Origin of the sequence: Streptomyces sp. NPDC088554 (assembly GCF_044752945.1) — a bacterium.
GTDB lineage: Bacteria > Actinomycetota > Actinomycetes > Streptomycetales > Streptomycetaceae > Streptomyces.
Window position 1 is genome coordinate 1 of sequence record NZ_JBIVMF010000031.1, and the last position, 22,744, is coordinate 22,744.

Consider the following 22,744-nt stretch of genomic DNA (forward strand, 5'->3'; position numbering starts at 1 on the left):
TCTGCCACGGGACCAGCATGACGGGTCCGTGCCGTCCGTGCCGACACCCGGACGGCGCGCCACAACAGGGCAAACGTTGCCTGATGCGGCACTAGTTGAGAAAAATCGCCCGGCATGACCTACCCCGTACGTCCTTGAGCGGACGCTCATCGGCTGAGCATCGGCTGCATCCACAACAGTGTCGAGCCGACGGGGGCCTGTTGCGCCTCGCGGCGTAACCGCATGCCTTGAGAGGGCCCCGCTGACCATATGTCAGATAAAACTGTAGCGGTCATCGTAACGGTCTGTGCACGGTGCTAAGGAAGTTTGCCGGAGAGGTACGCCGGATCCTTGTCGAGATGGCCTGAATTGGCGCGTGCTCCAGAACGTCGGTTTCTCACCGGCTGGCACCGCCCGGGTTCGTTCGTGACTCTCTGGAGCACGAAGGCGTGTGGAGAAATGCCAGTCGAACAAGCCTCTGCCTGTACATCTGGAACCGCACCGTTCAGCCCTCGCCCTGCTGGGCGAAGGGATGGGCGACTTGGTCCATCCGTGCAGGGGCGAGCAGGCGGTCGAGCACGGCATCGTGTTCCTGGTAAACCGCCCGCCCTCCAGCGCGCAGAACGTCTGCCAGCTCGGGCTCGCATGCAGCTGGCAGTGCGCCGAGGGTTACGGCTGAGGGTGTGTGGCCTGCGGTGTGGGCGACGGCTGCTTCCATGGCGATCAGCTCGGCCCCGTAGATCTGCTGCACGGTGGCGGCGATCTGGATACCGGCGGCGTCCAGGTCGCCTGCGTAGCGCAGTGGGATGCCCTGGTCGAGGGCCAGTTGGAGGAGGGCGTGGTCGACGGCGCGCAGTTGTCCGCTGGTGCAGGCCATCGGCTGAGTGCTGGCGCGGTCCATCGCGGCTTCGAGGACAGAGGGGTTTTCGACGACGGTGAGGGTCTGCGGTGCCAGGCGGGGCGGGGTGCGGGTGAGGTCGAGAAGGTTGAGGGCCACGGGTGTGGTCGCCTCGTTGAGGCGGTGGTCGATGGGGCCGTTGCCGATGGCACGGACCTGGTGGAGCAGGACGGTGGCGGAGAGCCGGTCGGCGATGATGCCGTAGTCGGCGAGCAGGGCTCGGATGTGGTCGGGGCGGGTGGGTTCGGGCCGTCCGGCGAGTTCGGCCACTGCGGAGATGAGACGTTGTCCGGGCAGGGTCGCGGGATCGAAGTAGTGCGGGTCGCCCGCGTGGTCGTGGGCGAGTTTGGCCAGGGTGCGGGGCCGCTGATGCGGCAGTTCGCGGGTCAGGGCCGCGAGTGCGTCGATGAGCCGACGCGTCTGGGTGGCCGCGTCGTCCTCGATGCCGGCGGATTTGAGCCGGGCCAGCAGCAGTGGCAGGTGCGAAAGCCGGGTGGCGGCGTACTCCCACAGTTCCAGGCGCAGTTGGGCCGACTGGAGTCGGCTGTTCTTGCGGTTGACGATCGGGCGTCCCACGGCCCGCTCGACCAGGGTCTGCAGGTGGTCCGGGGGGAGGTCGAGGACCGCGAGGAGCTCGCGCAGGGGGATTTTGGTTCCTGCGGGTGTGTGCGGGACGCGGGTGCGGCCGCGGCGGCGCTGGGCGGGGGTGTCGAGCCAGGAGCGCAGGGCAGCCGCTCCCCCTGGTGGGAGGTCTGGCACGGTGACGGTGGCGATGTCGGCCGGGGCGTTGCCTGCGCTGAGGCGGTCGTGGATGACTCGCCATAGCGGTGCGAGGTCGGGGTCGTCGGCGATGAGTGTCAGGTCGGCCGTCACAGGCTGTCCTGGGGCTGAGGGGCCGTCAGGTCGAGGCTGAGGGGCTGGGCTTCGCCGTGGCCCCGCCACATCCACGGCACGGTGACGCGGTGGCGCCCGTTGGTGACGACCTCGTGGATCATGACGCGCTGTGTCTCCTTCTTGATCAGGGGGGTCATGAAGGGTGCAGTGGCCAGGACGTCGAAGTCCCAGGCCCTCAGCAGGGCGAGGACCTGGCGCAGGTTGGGGTCGTCGAAGGCGGCGTCGATCTCGTCGATGGACAGGAGGCGGGGGCCTCGGTAGCCGTCGGTGGAGTACATGGACCAGGCTGCGGCGAGCAGCGGGAGCATGGTGGCCAGGCGCCGTTCGCCCGTGGAGAGGGCTTCCAGCGGGTTGGAGCGAGGGGTGACTTCGCGGAACTTCTCCTTGCCGGCGGCTTCGAAGGAGGCGTGGGTGACGGAGATCTTCCAGTCGTGCCAGGCGCGGTAGTCGAAGGTGTGGGCGACGCGGTCGAGCCAGGGTTCGCCGGCCTTTTCGTTCATGCGCTGGCGCAGCACGTCGTACATCTGCTCGAAGGCGTCGTCGGACGGCGGCTGTTCGATCAGGTTCACCATGTGCTCGGCGGCCGGGTCTTTGCGGACGTCCCATTCGACTTGGACACCGACGTCGGCGACACCGGTACGGACACCCTTGAGGGTGGCGCAGATCTTGTCGACGAGGTTCCGGGCTGCTTCGCGGTGCACTTGGATGTCGCGCTGGAGCTGGGTGAACAGGCTTGTTTTGAGGGTCTGCTTGATGTCGGCGCGCAGGTCGTCCTCGAGCTGGGCGGCGGTGGCGTTGAGGGCCGTCACCGTGGTGCGGACGTCCTCGCCGCGTACGGAGGCGGGGTCGGCGACAACAGCACGCCGCCACGGGGTGTCTTCGATGCTGATGAGGGTGACTTGGCGGTCGAAGCGGGCCAGTGAGGTGCTGGCGGTGCGGGCACTGTTTTCCAGAGCGGTCAGGTGCCGGTCGCGCAGTCGTGTCAGGGCGGCGAGACGGTCGGTGCCGCCGGGAGCATCAGCGAGCAGAAGCCGGGCCCAGGCGAGTCCGGCGGTCAGATGGACGGGGTGGCCGGCGGTATCGGTGGGAACGTCGTCAGGGACGGCGGCCAGGTGTTCGTCCACGAGGCGGCCGAGACGGTGCAGGCAGGCATCCCTGGTGTTCTCGGCGGCCTCGCGCAGCGGAGTGATGGTCCGCAAAGTGGCCCGGGCTGCGCTGGCTGCCTGTGCGGCGTCCTGCTGGCGGCCTCGCAGGCTCTCGGCGTGGTCCTCGGCCTGCTGCAGAGCCTGTGCCGTGGCGTTGCGCTGGGCGGTGAGCTCTGCGTAGGCGGCTCCGTGCAGGGCTCGCATTTCGGCGACGTCGGCGGCTTCCTGCTGGGCGCTGCGCAACGCCCGCCCGGCGTCCTGCCGGGCAACGGTGCAGCGCTGCCGGCGGGTGTCGGCGTCCTGGCGGTCGCCGTCCGCGCGTGTGAGGAGGTCGGTGACGCGGCGGGCGGCGGGATCCCACGCCTGGAGGTGTCCAGTCATCTGGACAGCGGCATCGTAGTGGGCTGTGAGGCGGAGTGTGTCGGTGGGCAGTTGCCCACCGCCGGGCAGGGCCGCCGCCCGGTTGAGGGCGCGCAGGGCTTCCCGTACGGCTCCGCTGGCCTCCTTGTGGCGGCGGGTGGTCTTGATGACCTCGGTGCGGGCCTGGTTCAGGGCCTGTTCGGCAGTGTCTTCGTCCCGTTGGGCTGCCTGGACGGCCTCGATCGCCGGGTGGGGGAAGGCGGCCTGTTCGGCGTCGGCGGCTTCCTGGGCGGCTGCGGCCTGTGCGCGCGCCTGTTCGCTGCGCCGGGCTGTCTCGGTCTGTTCCTCGCACGCTGCTTCCGCGGTCTCGGCGACGGCCGCAGCCTGGGTTTCGGCCTGCCGGGCGTGCTGGTGCTCGCGCGCGGCGGCCGCCACGTGGGCGGTGCGGGCGGCCGCCGCGGCGTCCAGATCGGCCAGGACCTGTTGCAGGGCCAGGCGGGCGTCGGCCCGTAGCTGGACGGTGCGGCGCTCGGTGTCCTCGACGGCTCGGCGCTGGCGGACAACGTCATCGCGGGCCTGAAGAAGGCGGGTGGCAGGCGGGATACCGTCGCGTTCCGCGGTCGCGTCGTCGAGGTCCTGAAGGCGGCGCTGGTGCTCCAGGCGGGCGGCGTCCAGGAGCCCGAGGGCGGTGGACAGGTCTCGTTCAAGGCCTGCCACCCGTTCGCGGCGTGCCTTCTCTCGTGTCGTTCGGCCGATATAGGCCGCCCGGTAGCCGTGCGGGGCGCCGGCGGTGAGGACTCCGTGGGCGAGACGGCCCTCGGCAAGGGTGCTGCCCGGGGCGTCCACGGCGATGGCGGCCAGCACCTGGCGGACGCGGTCGGCGTCGAGGGCGGGGTCGGTTTCGACCACCAGCAGATCGGCCAGTGTGCGTCCTGTGGCTGCCGCTGTCGGGGTGAGGACGAGGTCGCCGGAGGTCACACGGCCGTCGGAAGTGACCAGGGCGTCGAGGAGACCTGCCACGAGGAGAGCGCCCTCGATGCGGTCCGCGTCGCCGGCCGGCAGGCCGGGGGCGAAGTCGACCAGGGCCCAGAGGGGAACGCCGTCGTCATGGCTGCGCGTGCGCCACAGGGGTGCGGGAGGAACGGGCGCGGCCCGGCGGCTGTCTGCCAGCTCGTTCTCGACGGCGGCGACCTTCTCGGCGGCCGCTTCCGTGTCCCGGCCGGCGGTATCCGCGCGGCCTTGCAGGCGCACCGTGGCGTGGGTGTGCGCCCGGGTCACGGCGAGCTCCAGGTCAGCCGGGCGCAGATCGTTGAGTTCGGTGGCTGGTGCGCAGAGGCCGGGCAGGGGGATGTCGGTGGCGGCCAGGTGGGTCAACTCGGTGCGCCAGGTGTGGAGTTCGCTGACCCAGGAGCCAGCTGCGTCCGTGGCGGCGGTTTCGGTGCGGGTGAGGGCGTGGCCGGCTGCGTCGAGCTCGGACTGGGCCTGGGTCTGGGTCTGCTGGTGGGTGTGGTGGGCGTCGGTGCGTCGGAGTTCGTCGGCTTCCGTGTCAGCCTGGGCCTGTTGCTGGGCAGTTTCGTGGGAGGCGGCGGCCTCGGCCGTCTCGGCCTGGGCGGCACGGTGAACCGCCCCGGCTCGAATGGAGGCTCGATTACGTGTAAGGATTGAGTCATGGCCCGTCCTTCCTCCTATCCCCCTGAGCTGCGCCGTCGCGCGGTGCGTATGGTCGCCGAGATCCGTGGCGACTACCCGACCGAGTCCGCCGCGATCAACGCGGTGGTCGCGAAGCTGGGCATCGGCTCGCGCGAGACGCTGCGCAAGTGGATCCGCCAGGACCAGATCGACTCCGGGTCCCGTCCGGGGACGACCACGGAGGACTCCGCGCAGATCAAGGCGCTCAAGAAGGAGAACGCCGAACTCCGCCGGGCCAACGACATCTCGAATGGAGGCTCGATTACGTGTAAGGATTGAGTCATGGCCCGTCCTTCCTCCTATCCCCCTGAGCTGCGCCGTCGCGCGGTGCGTATGGTCGCCGAGATCCGTGGCGACTACCCGACCGAGTCCGCCGCGATCAACGCGGTGGTCGCGAAGCTGGGCATCGGCTCGCGCGAGACGCTGCGCAAGTGGATCCGCCAGGACCAGATCGACTCCGGGTCCCGTCCGGGGACGACCACGGAGGACTCCGCGCAGATCAAGGCGCTCAAGAAGGAGAACGCCGAACTCCGCCGGGCCAACGACATCTTGAAGGCCGCAGCGAGTTTCTTCGCGGCCGAGCTCGACCGGCCACTCACACGCTCGTAGCGTTCATCGACGAGATGCGGGACCGCTTCGGCGGTGTCGAGCCGATCTGCCGCGTGCTCACCGAGCACGACTGCAGCATCGCCCCTTCCACCTACTACGCCCACAAGCAACGCCGGCAGGCACCCTCACCGCGTGCCGTGCGCGACGAGGAACTCAAAGCCCTGATCCAGGAGGTCTACGACTCCAACTACCGTGTCTACGGCGCCAGGAAGATCTGGCGGGAATTGAACCGGCAGGGACACCCAGCGGCCCGCTGCACCATTGAACGCCTCATGCGCGACATGGGCATCACCGGCGCGGTCCGCGGCAAGAAGGTCATCACCACGATCACGGACGCCTGTGCCGGGCGGGCCCCGGACCTCGTGGACCGCGATTTCGTCGCGAAGGCGCCGAACCGCTGCTGGGTCGCGGACTTCACGCATATTGCCACCTGGTCCGGCGTCGTCTACGTCGCGTTCGTCGTGGACACGTTTTCCCGCCGCATCGTCGGCTGGTCCGCCTCCACGTCCAAGGAGACCCAACTCGTGCTGGACGCACTGGAGATGGCGCTGTGGCAGCGTGACCGGGAAGGCCGCCCGCACGCGCCGGGAGAGTTGGTCCACCACTCGGATGCCGGCAGCCAGTACACCTCGTTCAGACTCGCCGAGCACCTGGACACGGCCCAGATCGCGGCCTCGATCGGATCAGTCGGCGACGCGTACGACAACGCCCTGATGGAGTCGACGATCGGGCTGTACAAGACCGAACTGATCAAACCCCGACGGCCCTGGAAGTCCCTCGCCCAGGTCGAGCTGGCCACCGCCGAGTGGGTCGACTGGTACGTCCACCGTCGCCTGCACGGTGAGATAGGGCACATCCCGCCCGCCGAGTACGAAGCCATCCACTACCAAGCAACCACGAAACACCAGGTCACAGCCACCATCTGAGATCTCCACCGAACCCGGGGCGGTTCACCACTCCGTCGAGCAGACGGCTGGGCAGTTGCAGGGCACGCACCACATCCACGACCGCCGTGCGGACCGCCGCAACGATGCCCCGCCCCAAGCGGGTCAGTGCCCACGCTTCCTGCCGCACGACCAGGCCCTGAAGACTGCGCACCGGGGCCGCGTAGTCATGAAACGGCTCGGCAAAGCGCCAGACGGCCAGCTGATCCAGCGATTTGCGCAGCTCGGTCTCCGGCAGCGGGTCGTGATAGCCGACCGCCCTCAGCTGCGCGGCGATGTCGGGCAACGTCGACATCGGCCCGCGCGTGGACAACTCCTCCAACGCGGCCAGCAGCGCCAAGTAACGCTCGCGCACCAGGTCCTCGGGCATCCCGAACACGTACCAGTCCCCCGGCACGACCTCTTGCCACCACATCCGCGGCTTCGACACACCACTCCCCCTCGCTGACATCCTGCCGTGTACCGGCGGGCCCTCCCCCAACTGCGAACTCCCGGGTGTATATCCGTTCACGGGAGTTCGGATAGCGACGCATTCGACGCTATCCACCACCACTGACAACGACACCGAGCCCTGGCGCCACAGAACCAGTTGAGACCCCGCTTCCTAATGCTGTTGTCAAGCAGCCGTAGTCATTGGAGGTGCGACTTGATAGCACCGTCGGTCACGGATCAGGGCCCACAGAACGTTGACGCGTCGGCGGGCGAGGGCGAGCACGGCCTGGACGTGCTTCTTCCCCTCCGCGCGTTTGCGGTCGTAAAACTTCCGCGAGTTGGGGTCGCAGCGGACGCTGACCAGCGCGGAGGTGTAGAACACCCGCTGGAGCCTGCGGTGGTAGGTGATCGGCCGGTGGAGGTTGCCGCTGACCTTGCCCGAATCGCGAGGCGCGGGGGCGACTCCGGCGAAGGCCGCCAGAGCGTCTGGCGAGTCGAATTCCTCCAGGCCGCCGCCGACAGCGGCGAGGAACTCCGCGCCGAGCACGGCGCCGATGCCGGGGACGCTCAGGAGGATGTCGGCGAGTTCGTGCTCGCGAAACCGGCCCTCGATGAGCTTGTCCATCTCGGAAACCTGCTGATTGAGGGCCATCACCTCCTCGGCCAGGGTGTGGACCAGCTTCGCGATGGTCTTCTCCCCGGGGACCGCGGTGTGCTGGCGCTCGGCGGCCTCGACCGCGGCCTCGGCCAGGGACCTCGCGCCTCGGACCTTGCGGTTGGCCAGCCAGGTGGTCAGCCGCGAGATCCCGGCGCGGCGGATCGCGGCCGGAGTCTGGTAGCCCGTCAACAGCCTCAGAGGCCCGGTGTTGGTGACGTCCAGGGTCCGCTCCAGGGCGGGGAACATGCTCAGCAGGGTGCCGCGCAGGCGGTTCACTGCGCGGGTGCGGTCCTCGACCAGGTCGGCCCGGCGTCCGGTCAGCAGCTTGAGTTCGATGGCGGCTTCGTCGCCGGGGCGGATGGGCCGCAGGTCGCGGCGCATCCTGGCCTGGTCGGCGATCACGTAGGCGTCACGGGCGTCGGTCTTGCCCTCGCCGCGGTAGCCGTCGGCGGCCCGGTTCACCAACCGGCCGGGGATGTAGAGGACTTCCTGGCTGTGGTTGAGCAGCAGCGCCAGCAGCAGCGCGGGTTCCCCACCCGTCATGTCGATGGCCCAGGTGACCGCGCGGCCGTCGGCCAGGTCGAGGACATCGCCGATCAGTTTCAGCAGCTCGTGCTCGTCGTTGGCGACCCGCCGCGACACCAGCGTCTCGCCTTCGGCATCCAGGGCGAGGCCGTGATGGTGGCTCTTCCCGCTGTCGATTCCCGCCCATATCCGGCTCATCGTGCTCCTGACGTTCATGTTCGTGCTGTTCCTGCCACGGACGACCTCGCCGGCATTGCTCTACGCAGCGACTTGTTCGCACTTCCTAATCGGCGGCCGAGTCGTCGTGGGGGCCGGGCGGCGAAGCGAGGTAAGCCACGAGACGGCAGCCGCCTGATAGTCACACCCAGCACCCCTGGGCGACCCAACCCTACGAATGGCTCGATCAACCCGACCAAGACGGTAGAGCCGCCTGTCTCAATGCAATGCGTACTCACTTTCGGTCCGGTCGGATTCCCAGGAGGCGAACAGGGCGTACTCATGCTCATCGCACACTGCCGCATCACTGCGGTGAACTGCAGAGTTGGACTTCCCGGCGGGGGCATAGCACGTAGCAAGATCTCGGATCTCGAGAAGAGCCCGGCCTGCCGGGCGCGGATTTCAAGGCCAGGAGAGAGTGCCTGAACAAGCCAATAATTCAAGGCACCGACAAGAATAGGAACTTCAGTTCTAATTCACTGGTGTGACCGGGCCGTGCCGACGGCGCGCAGGTGGGCGGCGATCCGGGTGAGGGTCCAAATGGTCGGGGGTGTACCGGGGCCGGCGGCCTCGGCGGCGGCGTTGACTGTCACCGCTTCGGCCACGGCCGACTCCGTTTCACGGTGGTGGTTGAGGAGCGGTCGGCGCCCTGCGGGGAACAGGGCCACGCGGTCCAGCCGCGCGGAGCCGCACCAGGATGGTGAAGACCCGTCATCGGGGCGACAGCAGGCAGCGGCTCATTGGTTCACGAAGTTCGTGCGCCACGGTTCCTCGCGCCAGCCGTCAGGTGCGATGGCCCGGACGGCTCGTAAGGCGCGGGCCCGGTGAGGAACATTCGGAGGGCTTTCCGCACGTCTTGGAGTTTCTGGTCCCAGAGGTAAGCGCGCTGGTGAGTTTCGGCACGGGCGCGTGCGCCGGCGAGGCCGGTTACCGTGCCCGCCGCGGCCCGGCCCGCGAAGCGCGGGCACGCCGTCTCCGATGCTCATGGCTTCGGCGAGAACGGCCGCCGCCGACACCGATGCGTTTCTCCCGCCCTTGCGCTACGCGAGGAAGACCGGCTGTGCGGTGTCGTCGGTCCAGTCGCCGTCGAAGAGCGGGGCAATGAGTGCGTGATGCTCCTCGGGGAGCCGGCCGGTGCGCCGGTGAGTGCGGGCCTTGGCGAACCAGGGGCCGAGCTTCACCGTTTCGCCGTCGACGAGGATCTCCTCGCGGGCGGTGGGGGCGCGGCCTTCGCGGGCGATGAAGAACTCCAGGAGCTGGACGGTCTGTTCGAAAGTCCGGCGGGGTCGGCGGGGCGAGGTGAGGGGGTTGGTGTCGGGGGTGAGGCCGATCTCGGTGAGGAGGTCTTGCTGGCGGGGGTGGAGGGTGGTGAAGCCGGTGAGCTGGCGGTGCAGCCAGCGTCCGGCCTTGACCGGGCCGATCAGCGTGTCCAGGTGCAGGGTGGCCGGGTCATGGCCGGCGGTGAGGTGGGCGCGGAGCGCGTGGTATTTGCGGTGCCAGTCGGGTCCGTGCGGGAGCTGCCAGTCGGGGTCGATGGCCGCGAGTGCTTCGGCTCGGGCGGGGTCGAACTGGTCCTTGGCGGCCAGGGAGCGCTGTTCGGCCAGGAAGGCGCCGCCGGGGGTGGCGGCGGGGATGGCGAGGTGGCCGTGGGCTCGGTGGTAGTCGGTGACGGTGGTGAGGTTGGCGCGCCAGGCGGCCTCGTGCTTGTTCCAGATCATGCCCAGGGCGTCGAGTTCGGCGATCCAGGCGGCGTCCAGGCGGCCGGCGGTGTGGGCGTCGCGCATGCCGGTGATGAAGGAGCCCAGGGTGTAGCCGGTGGGGTCTACGTGGTCGGCGGGGACGTCGAGGTGGCTGTACTGGTCGTGGAAGGACTGGGCGGCTGCGAGGCCTTCGCGGCGGGGGCGGGAGGCGGCATCGCGGGGGTCGAAGGAGGCCAGGTCCATCGCTTGGGCGATGCGTTCGGGGTGGACGGTGAAGTCGAAGTGCCAGCGGTGCTGGATGAGGCGGCTGGTCTCCTTGGAAAGTCGGTTGGCCTTGTCCGGCAGGCGCTCGGCGATGCGGTGGTCGTGGCTGGCCAGGGCGGTGGTGATCGCCCACACCGGCTCGTAGGCGGTGCCCAGGATGTCCTGCGGGTCGGCGCCGGGCGGGATGTAGACGGGGATGATCAGGCCGGCGATCTTGCCGCTCACCGACAGGCGCAGGGCTCGGCCGAGGGCCTGGACGCAGCGGCGTACGGAGCGGGTGGGGTCGGCGAAGACGATCGCGTCGACGCTGGGGATGTCGATGCCCTCGGAGATCAGTTTCGCGTTGGCGAGGATCGCACAGGGCGCGGCCGCGAAGTCGGCGAAGATGTCGGCGCGTTGCTGCGGGGTGTGCTCGCCGTGGACGAAGAACAGTTCCGGGTCTGTGTCGGGGCACAGTTCGGGGGCGGTGCGGCGCAACTGGCGCAGGGTGTGGCCGAGTTCGCGGGCGAAGCGTTTGGCGTCCTCGACGAGGTTGAAGTAGACGAGCACCCGGTGCAGTTGGTGGTCGCTCATGGCTCTGAGGACCGCGAGGTGCAGGGCGGTGGTGCGCAGGGCGTCGTCGGTGCCGGGGCGGGTGTGGCCGTTGTCGTCGGTGTCGGGGGTGGGGAGGTTGAGGCGGGTGCGCAGTTCGGTGTCGGTGAGGGTGGGGATGACGATGCGGTAGTCCGCGGCCCGGCCGTCCGCGACTGCCTGTGCGAGGGGGTATTCGTGGATCTTCTTGCCGTAGACGGCCTCGTTGTCCATCGAGTTGGCGTAGGAGTCCGGGTCGGGTGCGGTGGAGTGCCGTCGGCGGGGGCGGGTGGTGTCGGCGGACTCCGAGAGGTCTGGTGCGGCGATGAGGCGGGGGGTGGCGGTCATGTACAGGCGTCGCTCGGCGCGGATGCGGGTGGCGTCGTTGACGGCGGCCCATTTCTTGTCGGCGCGGCCAGCGATGCGGTGGGCTTCGTCCATGATCGCGAGGTCGAACGGGGGTACGTCGAAGCGGCTGTGCCGGGTGTTCTCGATCTTGTCGAGGGAGTCATAGGTACAGATCACCGTCAGAGCCGGGATCCGGTCCGCTCCCTCCCCCGTCACCGACATCAGGCCGGCCAGGGCGCGGAAGTCGCCGGTCGAGCCGACCCGGTGGGCCACCAGTGCGTCATGGCCGGAGGCATCCATCGAGGACACGATCAGCATGTGCTCGCTGTGCCCGTCGGCGCGCCAGGCCAGCGCGGTCTGCGCGGCCAGGTCCAGCGTCGGCACCACGAACAGCACCAGCCGTGCGTCGAGTTCGTCGGCGATGCGGATCGAGGCCAGGGTCTTGCCGGTGCCGGTGGCCGACACGTACAGGGCTCGTGTGCCGGGCCGGCGCAGGTGCCGCACCGCCCGCCGCACTCCCTGTTCCTGGTCCGGGAACAGCTGGGCCCGCTCGGGACGGCCGGGCCAGGACGGGGGGAGGACGGCGGTGCTCATAGCGGCCATGTTCCCAGCAGTGATGGGGCAGGCGGGCGAAGATGCGCTCGGGTCCGGGCATCACTCTGGCCGTGGTTACCCGTCCGGGAGCCTCAGGCACCGTGGTCCGGCTTCGTTGTCGGACCGGCGTGTGACGATGCGGTGGAGTACCTGGGAGGTCTGGACTTCGGCGATCGAGTGGGACAGCATCGGGCAGCCGGCCTTCGACCGGCTTGTCGAGGCACTGCTGCACTGCATGTTCGATGACAGCGGGCAGGTGGTCGTGGTCAACGGGCGCGGCGATGACGGCAGTATCGACGTGCAGGTTACCGGCGATCCCGGCTCTTGCGGATCTTCCAGCTCAAGTACCACCCGGACGGCTTCCCCGGCTCCCTGAAGGGCCGTAGGACAGCGATCAAGAAGTCGTTCCGGCGTGCCATGGCGCATCACCCGGCGGAGTGGACGCTGGTGGTGCCGTGCACGCTGACGGTCTCCGAGCGGACCTTCGTCGACAAGCTCGCCGACAAACTGCCGGTGGAGGTTTCGGTGCTGGACCGATCCGATCTGGACTGCCACTTCGCCGTACACGCCGATCTGGAGGCCAGTTTCACCCGTGATCAGTTGCGGGAGGCCGCCAAGGACTACGGTCGGGAAAAGGCTCTCCTGCTGGGTTCGGGCGATCTCGTGGAGCGTGTCCGTGCTCTGGGCTGCCGGGCGGACGGCATCGACGACCACTGGACGTGGGACTTCCAGCGCCAGGGCGACACCGTCATCCGGACGCTGCGCGGCAAGCACGCGTGGGGCCCACGAGGTCAGCTCAGTCTCCCTGCGTCTGATCGGCCGTACTGAGGCAGCGCCGACCTCAGCGCCGCGATCACCCGCACGCTCGGATTCGGGACCGCCGAAGAAGTCGTGCTGCCCCCCGAGGCGGTGGAGAGCCTGACGTGGAGAGCCTGACGGTCAACGGCCCGGCCTGGCTGTCCGAGACCGTCACCGCGACGCCGAGGTGACCTGGAAACCTGTCCCGCCGACCGCGGAGGCCGGCGCCGAAGTCGAGGTGGCCTTCCTCACCACCGACAGCGCCGTGGCCGCCCGGTACTCGGGGCGGCTGTGGACGGCCGGGACGAGCGGTGTTCGTACCCCATCCGCTCCCCCGTGGGCGCGCGGCCCCAGATCTGGGTGCGGGCGGTGCCGGCGGTCTGTTCCTCCTGGCTGGTGCACGAGGTCGGGCCCGAGGTCGAGGTGATGACCCCGACCGGTGTCTTCACCCCCGATCTGACCACGCCTCGCGGTGCATCTCTCCTACGTGAGTGCCGACGGATATGAGGCAGGCCCGAGCTTCCGCGCGCGGAACGCTTACCTGCGCGTTGCCATGGCGTTGAGTTTCAGACATCCCGCCGAAGACACATCTCAAACCAATCGGCACCAAACAGGCACGCGGTTCAAATTGTCCCTATCGGGTTAAAATAGTAGCCCGGTTGGAGTGACCAGCGAATTTTCAGGCCGGAACGCCTTATGGAGCTCGTGATGTGGCGTAAGGCGACGGCCGAGCGGGGTGCTGATCAGGCCAATCGAACGAGTGGGTGTTGCGGCCACACATGCGCCGTGAGAAATTAACGTGAGTCTTGATCCACATCGCCTACACCCATCGAAACTTTCGGCAACACGGAATTAACACATAGCCCGTTGTGCGCCTTGTTTGGTTGTCCATCGAGGCGCTTTCCCTCACCTCGCGCGCCCAAAAGAGTTCCGGGTGGGCTTGCGGTGCGTCGGCCTAGGTAAGTGCAGAAGTGACGCCACCCTCGGGGTGAGTATTTCTGCGGACATGTCTTGGCGGCCTAAACTGGGTCGCATTTTTGGCATGTCTAAAATTCGATATAAAAACATTCCCTGTGAATCCGCCTGAGGGTCTTGACCGTGTTTGATTGGGGATGCAACGATCGATGACGTAAGCGGTCAGGGAAACGCGTTGCGCTATTCCTTGATTCTCAGTCCGAAAAGGAGATTGCTATGAGCATGACCGTGTCGAAGACGGACGAGGCATACGAGCTCCGCGAGAACTCGGGTGAGTTCGGCGTCCAGGACCCGTTCCGTACCAACTGTGTGAGCTTCAAGGCGTTCGTCCAGGACGTCAAGGACGGCAAGTACGACGAGGTCATCGCCAAGTGACCTGACGCGTGGGGGCCGGCCGTACGGCCGGCCCCCACGCCACCGTCTTGTGCATTCAGCGGGAGGTGACGCCACTGCCTCCCGACAGGGTCGGCCCGTTGGCTGGTGAGCGCGTAAGCGAGAAAAGGGTGCTCCTCATGAGCATGATGCAGGCTTCTCAGGGTTCAACCATGGAGACCAGCTGTCAGCGGGACTGGTCCCCGCTGAGCAATGAGCAGCTAAGCGTCTACGAAGAGCAGGGCTACCTCCACTTCAAGGGACTCTTCACCGAGGAAGAGGTCGAGCTCGGGCTCAAGGTGGTCGAAGAAGCGCTCGCTGCCGACAACACTCACATCTCTCAGCACGCGTCCTTCGCGGACTACGAGCACACTGTCCGCATGCGCGACGCGGTAAGTTTCCTTCCTGGCCTCGACTACTTCCTCGATCACCCGAAATTGGTCGGCCCCCTCATGTCGCTGCTAAATAACAGCGTGCAGGTGCTGGGCACCGAGGTCTTCGTGCGCTCCCTAGCAGACCACGCTCTGGAATATTGGCACACTGACGGCGGTGAATACATGCAGGGTATTCAGCTTGCCCCGGGAAGCCCCAGCCTTCAGGTGAAAGCACAGATATTTCTCACCGATGTCACAGAATCCAATTGCGGAAACTTTCTCTTGATTCCCGGAAGCCATCGCCGTGTCCCCGCCGAACAAAACGCGCTGTGCTACATGGAGGACCTCGACGAACCGCTACGGCAGGGAATCCTTCCCGAGGACGCGATCGAGGTGAAGGCCGCACCCGGCGATGTGCTGCTCTTCCCGTACTCCCTGTGGCACGCGGTGGCTCCGAACACCCAGCGCGTTCGGAAGACCTTCATCTTTCGATACGGCAATCTGTGGCACCGACCCCATGACTACCTGACACAGCCTGCCGACGTACTTGAGCGCATGTCGCCACGGCTGCGACGGATGTTCGGGGACTTCGGCGAGCAGGTTCACCCCTCTGACTTCTACAAGCCGGTAGGCCAAGGCGATGTGATGGCCGGCGATGCCTTTCCGCTGTAGCCCCCACCGAAGGAACACCGGTTGGCTCTGCTGTCGGCACAGGGAGGATGAGGAAAAACAGTGAGCACAGACTGCACCATCGTGGAGGTCACCTCACGCGCTCTGTATGACTCCAACGGGAGAGTCGCGCTTGAGGTCGAAGTGCGGGACCAAGCCGGCCGAACGTCTCGCACCATCGCTCAACGAGGCTCCAGCGTAGGGGAATACGAACCCCGGCAGATGGAGGCCGCCGAGGCCCAGCCTGGTCTGGCCGCGGCGACACCTGCTCGCCGTTGCGTGTCTGAGCGAGTGGCGCCAGCACTGATCGGGCAGGACGCCTCCGACCTGACAGGCGTGGATACCATCCTCAACGAGCTGGACCCTCGGCTGACCCGAGACAGCGTCGGGGGCAATGTCACAATCGCCACCTCCATGGCGGTGGCGCAGCTCGGCGCCCTCCAGCAGGGCCTGCCCCTCCACACCTATCTGCGGGCAGTGGCCGGGCGGCCCACCACAGGTGCACCCACCAAACCGACATTCAACCTCATAGACGGGGGCCTGTGCCCGAAGTCGAAGGTCCCCCATATCGAGTTCCTTCTCTTTCCCGCACCCGACGCCCCTCTCGAAGAAGTGATTGAAACAGGCGTCCGTACGCGCGACCGAGTCCTCGAGGCGTGCTACCAGCGCGGATACGAAGGCGGAGCAAGCCAGCAGGGAGCCGTGTCTGTCCCGTTGCAGTCCTGCGAAGAAGGACTCGAGCTCCTGCTCGAAGTCCTGTCCAGCCTCGAAGGCGCCGAAGGCTGCAGACTGGGCCTGGACATGGCCGCCTCCGACGCCCATGACAACGGGCTCTATGCCTTTCCTTGGGCAGAAAGCCCCCTGAAGCCTGAGGAACTCCTGCAGCGATACCTGTCCTGGGTCCGGGACTACGGGGTGTGCTACATCGAGGACGGCTTTGCCTCTTCGGAGACCGACTGGTTTGCGCGGCTCACAGAAGCCGTGGGCGACGACATCATGGTGGCAGGAGACGATCTCTACGCCTCCAACACCGCCCGTATCACCGAGGGCGCAACTCACCACTGGGCCAACACAGCAGTAATCAAACCCAACCAAGCGGGTACCACCACTGACACGCTCAGGGCCGCGCACGCGACGGTCGACCACGGAGCCACGCTCCTCATCTCCCAGCGCAGCGGCGAAAACGAAGGATCCTTCATCAGCAGCCTGGCCCTGGCGGCCGGCGCTCACTACCTGAAAGTCGGCGGCCCAGCCCGGATCGATCGCATCGCCAAGATCAACGAACTCCTACGGGTCGGGACCACGGCATGACATCACCTTCGTCGGCAAAACGCCGCTTCGCTCTTCACCCGCGGCTGCTCACCGTCTCCGTCGGCATGGGCATTGCGGAATTCGGCGACATCGCATTCCTTGTCAGCCTCACCGCCTCTCTGTACATGAACGGTGGCTCCGCGGCACACGTCAGCTATGGAATGGCCGCCTACGGGCTGGGGAGTCTCGCCGGGGCCTGGGTCGGAGGCACCCTGATCGACAGGCTCACGCCCCGCACCTGGATGCTCGTGGGCAACCTTTTGGCCGCATGCCTCGTACTGTCGAACACGCTAACCAACTATCTGCCTGCGGTCATCCTCTTCGCAGGGCTCGTGAGTATGGCGTCGCGCGCCATGCTCGTCGGCCAGCAGACCTGCCTGCCCCTAGTTGACCCTGAGAGTAGCCTGCGGTCCAACTCCACCGTCATGGTCTTTCGGCGCATTGGCCAACTCTCCGGTCCTGGACTGGCTGGCGTCTTGGTCGCCACGGACAACCTCGACTGGGTCTACGCACTCAACGCTGTCACCTTTACCGCCGCGGGCATCGCTGCTTATATCGCTATTCCCCTGGGGTCTCTGGAGATCGAGCCTGGAGCCTCCAAACGCGGCAGCCTGTCCTACATTCTGCACAACCGAGCCGTACGCACATCGTTCATCGTGAACAGCGTCACCGGCATCATGTCAGGGGTCAGCAGCGTCTCCATCGTCGTCTTCACCGGCGAAATGCTTCACGGCGGAGCTGAGGACTATGGCATCCTCACCACCTTCAGCGCGGTCGGAGCAGTCTTGGGCACGCTCACTGCTGGCTGGCTAGGCAAGCGGTTGCCGGTGCAATACGGCACCGCGCTAGCGATGGGTATCGGCTCCCTCGCCATCGCCTTACTGCCAGCAGTCAGTTCTCTCGTTCTGGCAGGACCGCTGCGCGCAGCCACGGGATGGGCCATCAACGTCCTATTCATCTTACTGATGGCCACGCTGCACGAGGGAGCTCCTCCCGCCCTGCGCGGACGCGTCACCGCCAGCACCCGCAGCGGTCAGGATGTCCTCGTCATCGTCTGCACCATGCTCTCCGGGGCCGTCGTCGCCCAACTCAGCGTGAGTTGGCTGCTTCTCGGAGTCGGGCTGCTTGGCGTGGGCTGCGCTATCGGCCTCGGCCTGAGCAGGCATCCCTACGACTGGAACTCTACCGATGTGGACAGCCCGGCGCTGGACGACGTGCAGACTACAGAACCGCGCCAGGCGACAACGTGACCATCCCCATCGAGAGATCCGGGCAGGGATAGGCCGCGCCACTCCTCGGGAGACGGCGGGCAAGGCGGCGTGACGACAATTGGCGAGAGGCAAAGACGACGTGCAGGCGGACGAGATCGGGCAACCAGCGACGGATGCGTCCCTATGGAAGACCGGAGCTTGGATAGACGGACGCTGGGTGCAAGACCCTGCAATGCCTCTGTACACCAGTGCTGCACTCTACGGCGCCTCCGTCTTCGACAACTGCCGGGCCTGGCACGCTGATGCGGCCAGCCTCGTATATGGCCTGGCCGAGCACATTGAGCGTTTCAAGGAGTCTGCAGAAGAAGCACTCCTGACCTTGCCCTCAGACGCCGAGATCACCGCCGGCATCTGGGCGGTGCTGCGACGGTGCCGCGGCCGCACATTCGTCCGCGTACGCATGCTCGCCTACGGAACAGGCCACGATATCGGTTCGCGGCAATCCTCACTAAGCGTTTTCGCCCTCCCCGTGGCTGGTTACGCACCAGCCGCACCGCACCTAATGACAACGAAGACCGTCCGCAGAGCCGAAGGCGACCTGCCCCGAGCCCTCAAGAGCCCCAGCACATACCTGCGCGTGCGTCGCGACGTGGTCGCCGCGCGGGAAGCGGGATACGACGACCTAGTGGTCCTCAACGAACACCAGCGGGTCTCCGAAGCCACGCGCTCCAACATTGTCATGGTCAAGGATGGAACTCTGTGCACCCCCCCGCTCAACGAAGGCGCCCTGCCGGGCATCACCAAACGGATTCTGCGACGGCTCGCCGTCGAGGACGGCATTCCGTGGGAGGAGCGGCCGATTCATCGCAAGGAACTGGACCAGGCAGAGGCGCTCCTGCTCACTAGTTCCTCTCTCGGCGTGGTAGTGGCCGATTCCTTGGACGGGCGCCGCTTCGGTCCCTCCCCTTTGGCGGCACAAATACAGCGGCGCTACACGCGGCTGCCTGAGGAACACCCAGACCATGAGTGCCTCACGTCACTGGCTGACGAGCCGACGTCGTCACCCGAGGAGGCGTTGTGACGGACACCGAGACCGACATTGCGGCTCTCCGACACCGCGTCCTGAAACTCATCGCCGATGCGGGTTCCGGGCATCCGGGCAGTTCCCTCTCTTGCCTGCACATCCTCCAGGTGCTGTACCAGCAGGTCCTGCGCGGCATCCGTGAACAGGACGAACAACGCGACCGATTTCTGCTGTCCAAGGGGCACGCAGCGCCAGCCCTATACGTTTGTCTTGAGGAGCAAGGCCTCTTCCCAGAGGGCGAGGACCGTCGGCTTCGAGAGCCCGACTCGATTCTTCAGGGACATCCCGACCGCCTGCGTACGCCCGGCGTCGAAGCTAGTTCCGGCTCTCTAGGCCAAGGACTGTCCCAGGCAGTCGGACTGGCACTAGGCATGCGTCTGCGTGACAACCCCGCCCATGTGTACGTACTCCTCGGAGACGGTGAGCTTCAGGAAGGCCAGGTCTGGGAAGCTGCAGCCACGGCATCCCACTACAACCTGTGCAATATCACAGCCATCGTCGACCGAAATCGTTACCAACACGACGGGCCTACAGAAGCCGTCATGACACTTGAGCCCCTGGCCGACCGGTGGCGGGCCTTCGGCTGGCATGTGCAGGAGATCGACGGCCATGACGCACCCGCCATCCAGGCCGCGGTGCTTACCCGCCCAGGCCAGCCCAGCGTAGTTATTGCCCATACCCACAAAGGGCATGGGGTGCCCTTCATGGAGGGTGACTCCCCCTGGCACTCGGTCAAGGACGCTGGTCTTCTGCGCCGCTACGTCCAGCAACTCGACACCGAAGGAGCAGACCGGTGAGGGCAACATTTGGCGACTCGCTGATCGTGCTCAAGGAGAAGATCGAGCATCTCGTCGTCCTTGACGGTGACAATGCGACGTCAACCAAGACCGATCTCTTCGCTACGCAGCACCCGCAGTCCTTCTTTAACGTGGGCATCGCCGAGCAGAACCTCGTGAGCGTCGCGGCCGGCCTCGCCCTGGCTGGCTGCAGACCGGTGGTCTGTGCCTTCGCGTCCATGCTTGTCAACCGGGCACTCGACCAGATCACGCACTCGGTGGCTTATCAGAACCTGGGCGTAGTGCTGGTAGGTCACTACGCCGGAATTTCCGGAAGCCGCGAAGGGGCGTGCCACCACTCGATCAGCGACATCGCAGCTTTGCGCGGCATACCCCACCTGACTCTGCTGGCCCCTGCCTGTGACGGCGACACCGAGCCGCTACTGCACAGGGCACTCACCTCAGGCACACCCCACTACGTGAGACTCAGTAGAGAGACCTTTGCTGATCTGCCGGTACCCGACTCCGGTGGTGTCGCCGCGGGATGGCGCTACTGGGGACCGCCCGAGCCCGAGGTGGTCGTGGTGGCCGCCGGGACGACCAGTAGCCTCGCGCTCGAGGCTCTGGAGTTGGTGCGTCCACGCACCGGTGTCTTCAACCCCTTGGTGCTCTCCCCATTTCCGTACGAGGCGCTGGGGATGGTGGCCGAGCGGGCGCGGGCTCTGGTCACCGTCGAAGAGCACTCACTGCGAGGGGGCGTAGGCAGCACCGTCGCCGAATGGACGGCTGAACACGGTGGGCCAAAATGCCGCCGCATCGGACTCCCCCACGAGTTCACAGTCTCCGGCAGCTATTCCAACCTGATGACCCGCTATGGCCTCACTCCTCAGAGCATTGCCTCTGCGGTCAACGACATCGGCAGGTGAACATGACTATCTCCTACACCGCCCAGCAGGACGTCACTCGCGCCATCCACCCGGGAGTGAGACTGCGCCAACTGCTTACACAGGGTACCCCTGCGAAGATCATGGGTGCACACGATGGTCTGAGTGCAAGGATCGCCGCCGACGCCGGCTTCGACGCCCTCTGGGCCTCAGGACTGTGTATGTCCTCGGTCCTGGGCGTGCGTGACAGCGACGAAGCGTCCTGGACCGATCTGCTGGCCGTCGCCTCTCGCATCGTCGAGGCGACCCCGCTGCCTGTTCTCGTCGACGGTGATACGGGCTACGGCAACTTCAATACCGCCCGGCGCTTCGCTCGCCAGGCGGAACGCCTAGGGGCCGCGGGCATCTGCCTTGAGGACAAGGTCTTTCCGAAGATGAACTCGTTTGTCGGAAACAACCACAAACTCGCCCCGGTTTCCGAATTCTGCGGCAAACTGCGCGCCTGCCGTGAGTCCCTGCGCGATCCATCGTTTGTCGTGGTAGCCCGAACGGAAGCCTTGATTGCAGGCTTGGAGATCAGCGAAGCACTGCAGAGGGCCGAGGCTTACCGCCAGGCCGGCGCGGACGCTATCTTCATCCACTCGCGTAAGTCAACAGTTGATGAGATAGCAGATTTCGTGCGGGAATGGGATGACCGTCTCCCGGTCGTCATCTGCCCCACCACCTACTACCGCACCCCTCAACAGACCTATGAGGAGATGGGGATAGGCGGCGTCATCTGGGCAAATCAGAGCATGCGTGCCGCAGTTGCCGCGATGCGTGAGGCCTGCCGGTTGATGTACGCCCACGGGCCGACCGCCGTGGAGGAGACGATTGCCTCTCTTGCAGAGGTGTTTGAGCTCTTGGCGTACGACCAACTGGCGAAGGATGAGGAGCGATACCAACTGTGATTTCGGCTGGCTTTCTCCTCGACCAGCTCTCGAAGCGCGGGGTTTCGGAGATCGTAGGAGTGCCGTGTTCCTACCTCACCCCAGTGATCAACATGGTGGCAACCGACCCCAGGGTGCGCTACGTGCGCGCGTCGCAGGAGGGGGAAGCCGTAGCGTCGGCCACGGGTAGTTGGCTGGCTGGTGCGACCACATGTGTTATCGCCCAGAATTCAGGGCTGGGTAACATGGTCAACCCTCTGACGTCCCTGAACTGCCCGGCACGGATTCCGGTGCCCATCCTTGTGACATGGCGCGGCGAGCCAGGCCGCCCCGACGAACCGCAGCACGAGCTCATGGGCGACATCACGCTGGAGTTGCTGTCTCTGATGCGGATCCGCAACACTGTTCTCCCGTCTGAGTCAGCCTCGGTGGAGGAGACTCTTCGGCAAGGATGGGAGGAAATGGAGGGCAGCTCGCTGCCTTTCGCTTTCGTACTGCGCGACGGCACCGTCGCGGCCGAGGGGTTGAGTGAACCGCCACCGCCCCGCTTTCCTGCCCCCCACACGGTGGCGCGGGATACGGCTGTAGACAGGCCCACCAGGTTCGCAGCCCTCAACGCTCTGCTAGAAACCCTGCCGGAGCACGCCGCGGTCATCTCGACCACCGGCAAGACCAGCAGAGAACTTTTCACCATCACCGATCGGCCCCAGCACTTCTACTTGGTGGGAGCTATGGGGTCCGCGAGCGCCGTCGGCCTAGGCGTGTCGCGACACACTGCGAAACCAGTTGTTGTCGTCGACGGGGACGCTGCCGCACTCATGCGTCTGGGCACCTTCGCCGCGATAGGCGCGCATGCCGGCCCAGGACTGACACATGTTCTCCTTGACAACGGTGTACATGATTCGACCGGGGGGCAGCTCAGCCTCTCCGCGTACGCTGACTTCCCGGCCATAGCGGTGGCTTGCGGATACCGACACGTTTACGACTGCCGCAGCACAAGCGAGTTCGTCTCGGCAATGCGAGCAAGTCTACGCGAGACCGGCCCATCGCTGGTGCACCTGAAGATCCGCCCGGGATCGCTACCCAAACTCGCGCGCCCCGATGTGCACCCCCAAGATGTTGCGCACCGTTTTAAGGAATTCCTCGCCCATGGAGTCGAGTCGTCACGAACAAGAAATGATCTAATCATCGAAAGGAACAGCCCGTGACACCTGACGATTCCTGGCTCGCACGTAGTGAGGTACAGAGCGCCCTCACATCACTTATGAACCATTACGCGGCCCTCGGCTGCACAATAGAGGGCGAGCGTCTGGCGGAGTTCCTTAAAACAGTTGAACGATATCAGACTGCCGAGGCGCGAGAAATGCTTCGGGTAGGCTTCGCGCCATCCTCCGGGGCGGCGGGGAATGCCGCGAGGATTCGCTCCTTGTCCGCTGGCACCTGGATGACATTCCTTGAACCAAGGCAGGGCCTAGCCGAGGTTATTGACACCTTCGCTCCAAATGAGGAGGGCGCGAGCTGGCCGGGAGCCTTCGG

General features: G+C 66.4%; 18 protein-coding genes and 1 pseudogene. 13 read left to right on the forward strand and 6 right to left on the reverse strand.

Going from position 1 to position 22,744, the window contains the following annotated elements:
• Positions 1–484 precede the first annotated feature (484 nt).
• The gene (locus ACIP8W_RS27720; protein WP_402205052.1) at positions 485–1,750 is read right to left on the reverse strand and encodes a DUF2399 domain-containing protein; all 1,266 of its coding nucleotides are present in this window, start codon (positions 1,748–1,750) and stop codon (positions 485–487) included.
• The gene (locus tag ACIP8W_RS27725) at positions 1,747–4,650 is read right to left on the reverse strand and encodes an SbcC/MukB-like Walker B domain-containing protein (RefSeq protein WP_402205054.1); all 2,904 of its coding nucleotides are present in this window, start codon (positions 4,648–4,650) and stop codon (positions 1,747–1,749) included. The genes ACIP8W_RS27720 and ACIP8W_RS27725 overlap by 4 nt, the downstream gene beginning before the upstream one ends.
• Before the next feature lie 78 nt (positions 4,651–4,728).
• Between ACIP8W_RS27725 and ACIP8W_RS27730 the strand changes: the two genes are divergently transcribed.
• The 3 genes and pseudogenes from ACIP8W_RS27730 to ACIP8W_RS27740 all read left to right on the forward strand — a co-directional run bounded on the left by ACIP8W_RS27730 (position 4,729) and on the right by ACIP8W_RS27740 (position 6,500).
• Positions 4,729–4,941 carry a hypothetical protein gene (locus tag ACIP8W_RS27730; RefSeq protein ID WP_402205055.1) on the forward strand — a complete coding sequence of 71 codons (213 nt, stop codon included), beginning with the start codon at positions 4,729–4,731 and terminating at the stop codon, positions 4,939–4,941.
• Between the two features lie 3 nt (positions 4,942–4,944).
• A pseudogene (locus ACIP8W_RS27735) lies at positions 4,945–5,211 on the forward strand (transposase); the annotation flags it as partial.
• Positions 5,212–5,247: 36 nt separating this feature from the next.
• Positions 5,248–6,500 (forward strand): IS3 family transposase gene (locus ACIP8W_RS27740; RefSeq protein ID WP_402205057.1). Its coding sequence is split into 2 segments (ribosomal slippage): positions 5,248–5,530 and positions 5,530–6,500, totalling 1,254 coding nucleotides; the frame shifts between segments, so codons are not numbered across the junction.
• Here ACIP8W_RS27740 and ACIP8W_RS27745 read toward each other — a convergent pair.
• The 4 genes from ACIP8W_RS27745 to ACIP8W_RS27760 form a co-directional block, all read right to left on the reverse strand.
• On the reverse strand, positions 6,484–6,948 hold the full coding sequence (locus ACIP8W_RS27745) for a hypothetical protein (RefSeq protein WP_402205059.1): 465 nt from the start codon (positions 6,946–6,948) through the stop codon (positions 6,484–6,486). The genes ACIP8W_RS27740 and ACIP8W_RS27745 overlap by 17 nt on opposite strands.
• Before the next feature lie 186 nt (positions 6,949–7,134).
• Entirely contained in the window at positions 7,135–8,331 is a 1,197-nt protein-coding gene (locus ACIP8W_RS27750) for an IS110 family transposase (RefSeq protein ID WP_402205123.1), read from the reverse strand.
• Between the two features lie 494 nt (positions 8,332–8,825).
• Positions 8,826–8,954, reverse strand: coding sequence for a hypothetical protein (locus tag ACIP8W_RS27755; protein WP_402205061.1), 129 nt, complete (start codon positions 8,952–8,954; stop codon positions 8,826–8,828).
• 435 nt (positions 8,955–9,389) lie between these two features.
• Positions 9,390–11,825, reverse strand: a complete 2,436-nt coding sequence (locus ACIP8W_RS27760) for a Helicase associated domain protein (protein WP_402205063.1) — start codon at positions 11,823–11,825, stop codon at positions 9,390–9,392.
• 324 nt (positions 11,826–12,149) lie between these two features.
• On the opposite strand from ACIP8W_RS27760, the gene ACIP8W_RS27765 reads away from it, so the two are divergent.
• From ACIP8W_RS27765 to aepY, 10 genes are all read left to right on the forward strand, one after another.
• A complete protein-coding gene (locus ACIP8W_RS27765; RefSeq protein ID WP_402205065.1) occupies positions 12,150–12,653 on the forward strand; it encodes a hypothetical protein in 504 nt (167 codons plus the stop codon).
• A 1,161-nt stretch (positions 12,654–13,814) separates the two neighbouring features.
• The gene (locus tag ACIP8W_RS27770; RefSeq protein ID WP_402205066.1) at positions 13,815–13,973 is read left to right on the forward strand and encodes a hypothetical protein; all 159 of its coding nucleotides are present in this window, start codon (positions 13,815–13,817) and stop codon (positions 13,971–13,973) included.
• A gap of 137 nt (positions 13,974–14,110) precedes the next feature.
• Positions 14,111–15,016: a phytanoyl-CoA dioxygenase family protein gene (locus ACIP8W_RS27775; protein ID WP_402205068.1), complete on the forward strand. Its 906-nt coding sequence runs from the start codon at positions 14,111–14,113 to the stop codon at positions 15,014–15,016.
• Positions 15,017–15,097: 81 nt separating this feature from the next.
• Positions 15,098–16,324, forward strand: coding sequence for a hypothetical protein (locus tag ACIP8W_RS27780; protein ID WP_402205125.1), 1,227 nt, complete (start codon positions 15,098–15,100; stop codon positions 16,322–16,324).
• Entirely contained in the window at positions 16,321–17,574 is a 1,254-nt protein-coding gene (locus ACIP8W_RS27785) for an MFS transporter (protein ID WP_402205070.1), read from the forward strand. The genes ACIP8W_RS27780 and ACIP8W_RS27785 overlap by 4 nt, the downstream gene beginning before the upstream one ends.
• 193 nt (positions 17,575–17,767) lie before the next feature.
• Positions 17,768–18,616, forward strand: coding sequence for an aminotransferase class IV (locus ACIP8W_RS27790; RefSeq protein ID WP_402205072.1), 849 nt, complete (start codon positions 17,768–17,770; stop codon positions 18,614–18,616).
• Positions 18,613–19,416 carry a transketolase gene (locus tag ACIP8W_RS27795; protein WP_402205074.1) on the forward strand — a complete coding sequence of 268 codons (804 nt, stop codon included), beginning with the start codon at positions 18,613–18,615 and terminating at the stop codon, positions 19,414–19,416. The genes ACIP8W_RS27790 and ACIP8W_RS27795 overlap by 4 nt, the downstream gene beginning before the upstream one ends.
• Complete coding sequence (locus ACIP8W_RS27800) at positions 19,413–20,321, forward strand: transketolase family protein (RefSeq protein ID WP_402205075.1); 909 nt, start codon at positions 19,413–19,415, stop codon at positions 20,319–20,321. The genes ACIP8W_RS27795 and ACIP8W_RS27800 overlap by 4 nt, the downstream gene beginning before the upstream one ends.
• A gap of 2 nt (positions 20,322–20,323) precedes the next feature.
• Positions 20,324–21,229 carry a phosphoenolpyruvate mutase gene (aepX, locus tag ACIP8W_RS27805; RefSeq protein WP_402205077.1) on the forward strand — a complete coding sequence of 302 codons (906 nt, stop codon included), beginning with the start codon at positions 20,324–20,326 and terminating at the stop codon, positions 21,227–21,229.
• Positions 21,226–22,416 carry a phosphonopyruvate decarboxylase gene (gene aepY / locus ACIP8W_RS27810; protein ID WP_402205079.1) on the forward strand — a complete coding sequence of 397 codons (1,191 nt, stop codon included), beginning with the start codon at positions 21,226–21,228 and terminating at the stop codon, positions 22,414–22,416. The genes aepX and aepY overlap by 4 nt, the downstream gene beginning before the upstream one ends.
• Positions 22,417–22,744: the final 328 nt, after the last annotated feature.

Bases quoted from the DNA above. Each gene is read 5' to 3' on its own strand.
- ACIP8W_RS27750 (WP_402205123.1), bottom strand. From the start codon at position 8,331: ATGAGCCGGATATGGGCGGGAATCGACAGCGGGAAGAGCCACCATCAC.
- ACIP8W_RS27760 (WP_402205063.1), bottom strand. From the start codon at position 11,825: ATGAGCACCGCCGTCCTCCCCCCGTCCTGGCCCGGCCGTCCCGAGCGG.
- ACIP8W_RS27770 (WP_402205066.1), top strand. From the start codon at position 13,815: ATGAGCATGACCGTGTCGAAGACGGACGAGGCATACGAGCTCCGCGAG.
- ACIP8W_RS27775 (WP_402205068.1), top strand. From the start codon at position 14,111: ATGAGCATGATGCAGGCTTCTCAGGGTTCAACCATGGAGACCAGCTGT.
- ACIP8W_RS27785 (WP_402205070.1), top strand. From the start codon at position 16,321: ATGACATCACCTTCGTCGGCAAAACGCCGCTTCGCTCTTCACCCGCGG.
- ACIP8W_RS27790 (WP_402205072.1), top strand. From the start codon at position 17,768: ATGCCTCTGTACACCAGTGCTGCACTCTACGGCGCCTCCGTCTTCGAC.
- aepX (WP_402205077.1), top strand. From the start codon at position 20,324: ATGACTATCTCCTACACCGCCCAGCAGGACGTCACTCGCGCCATCCAC.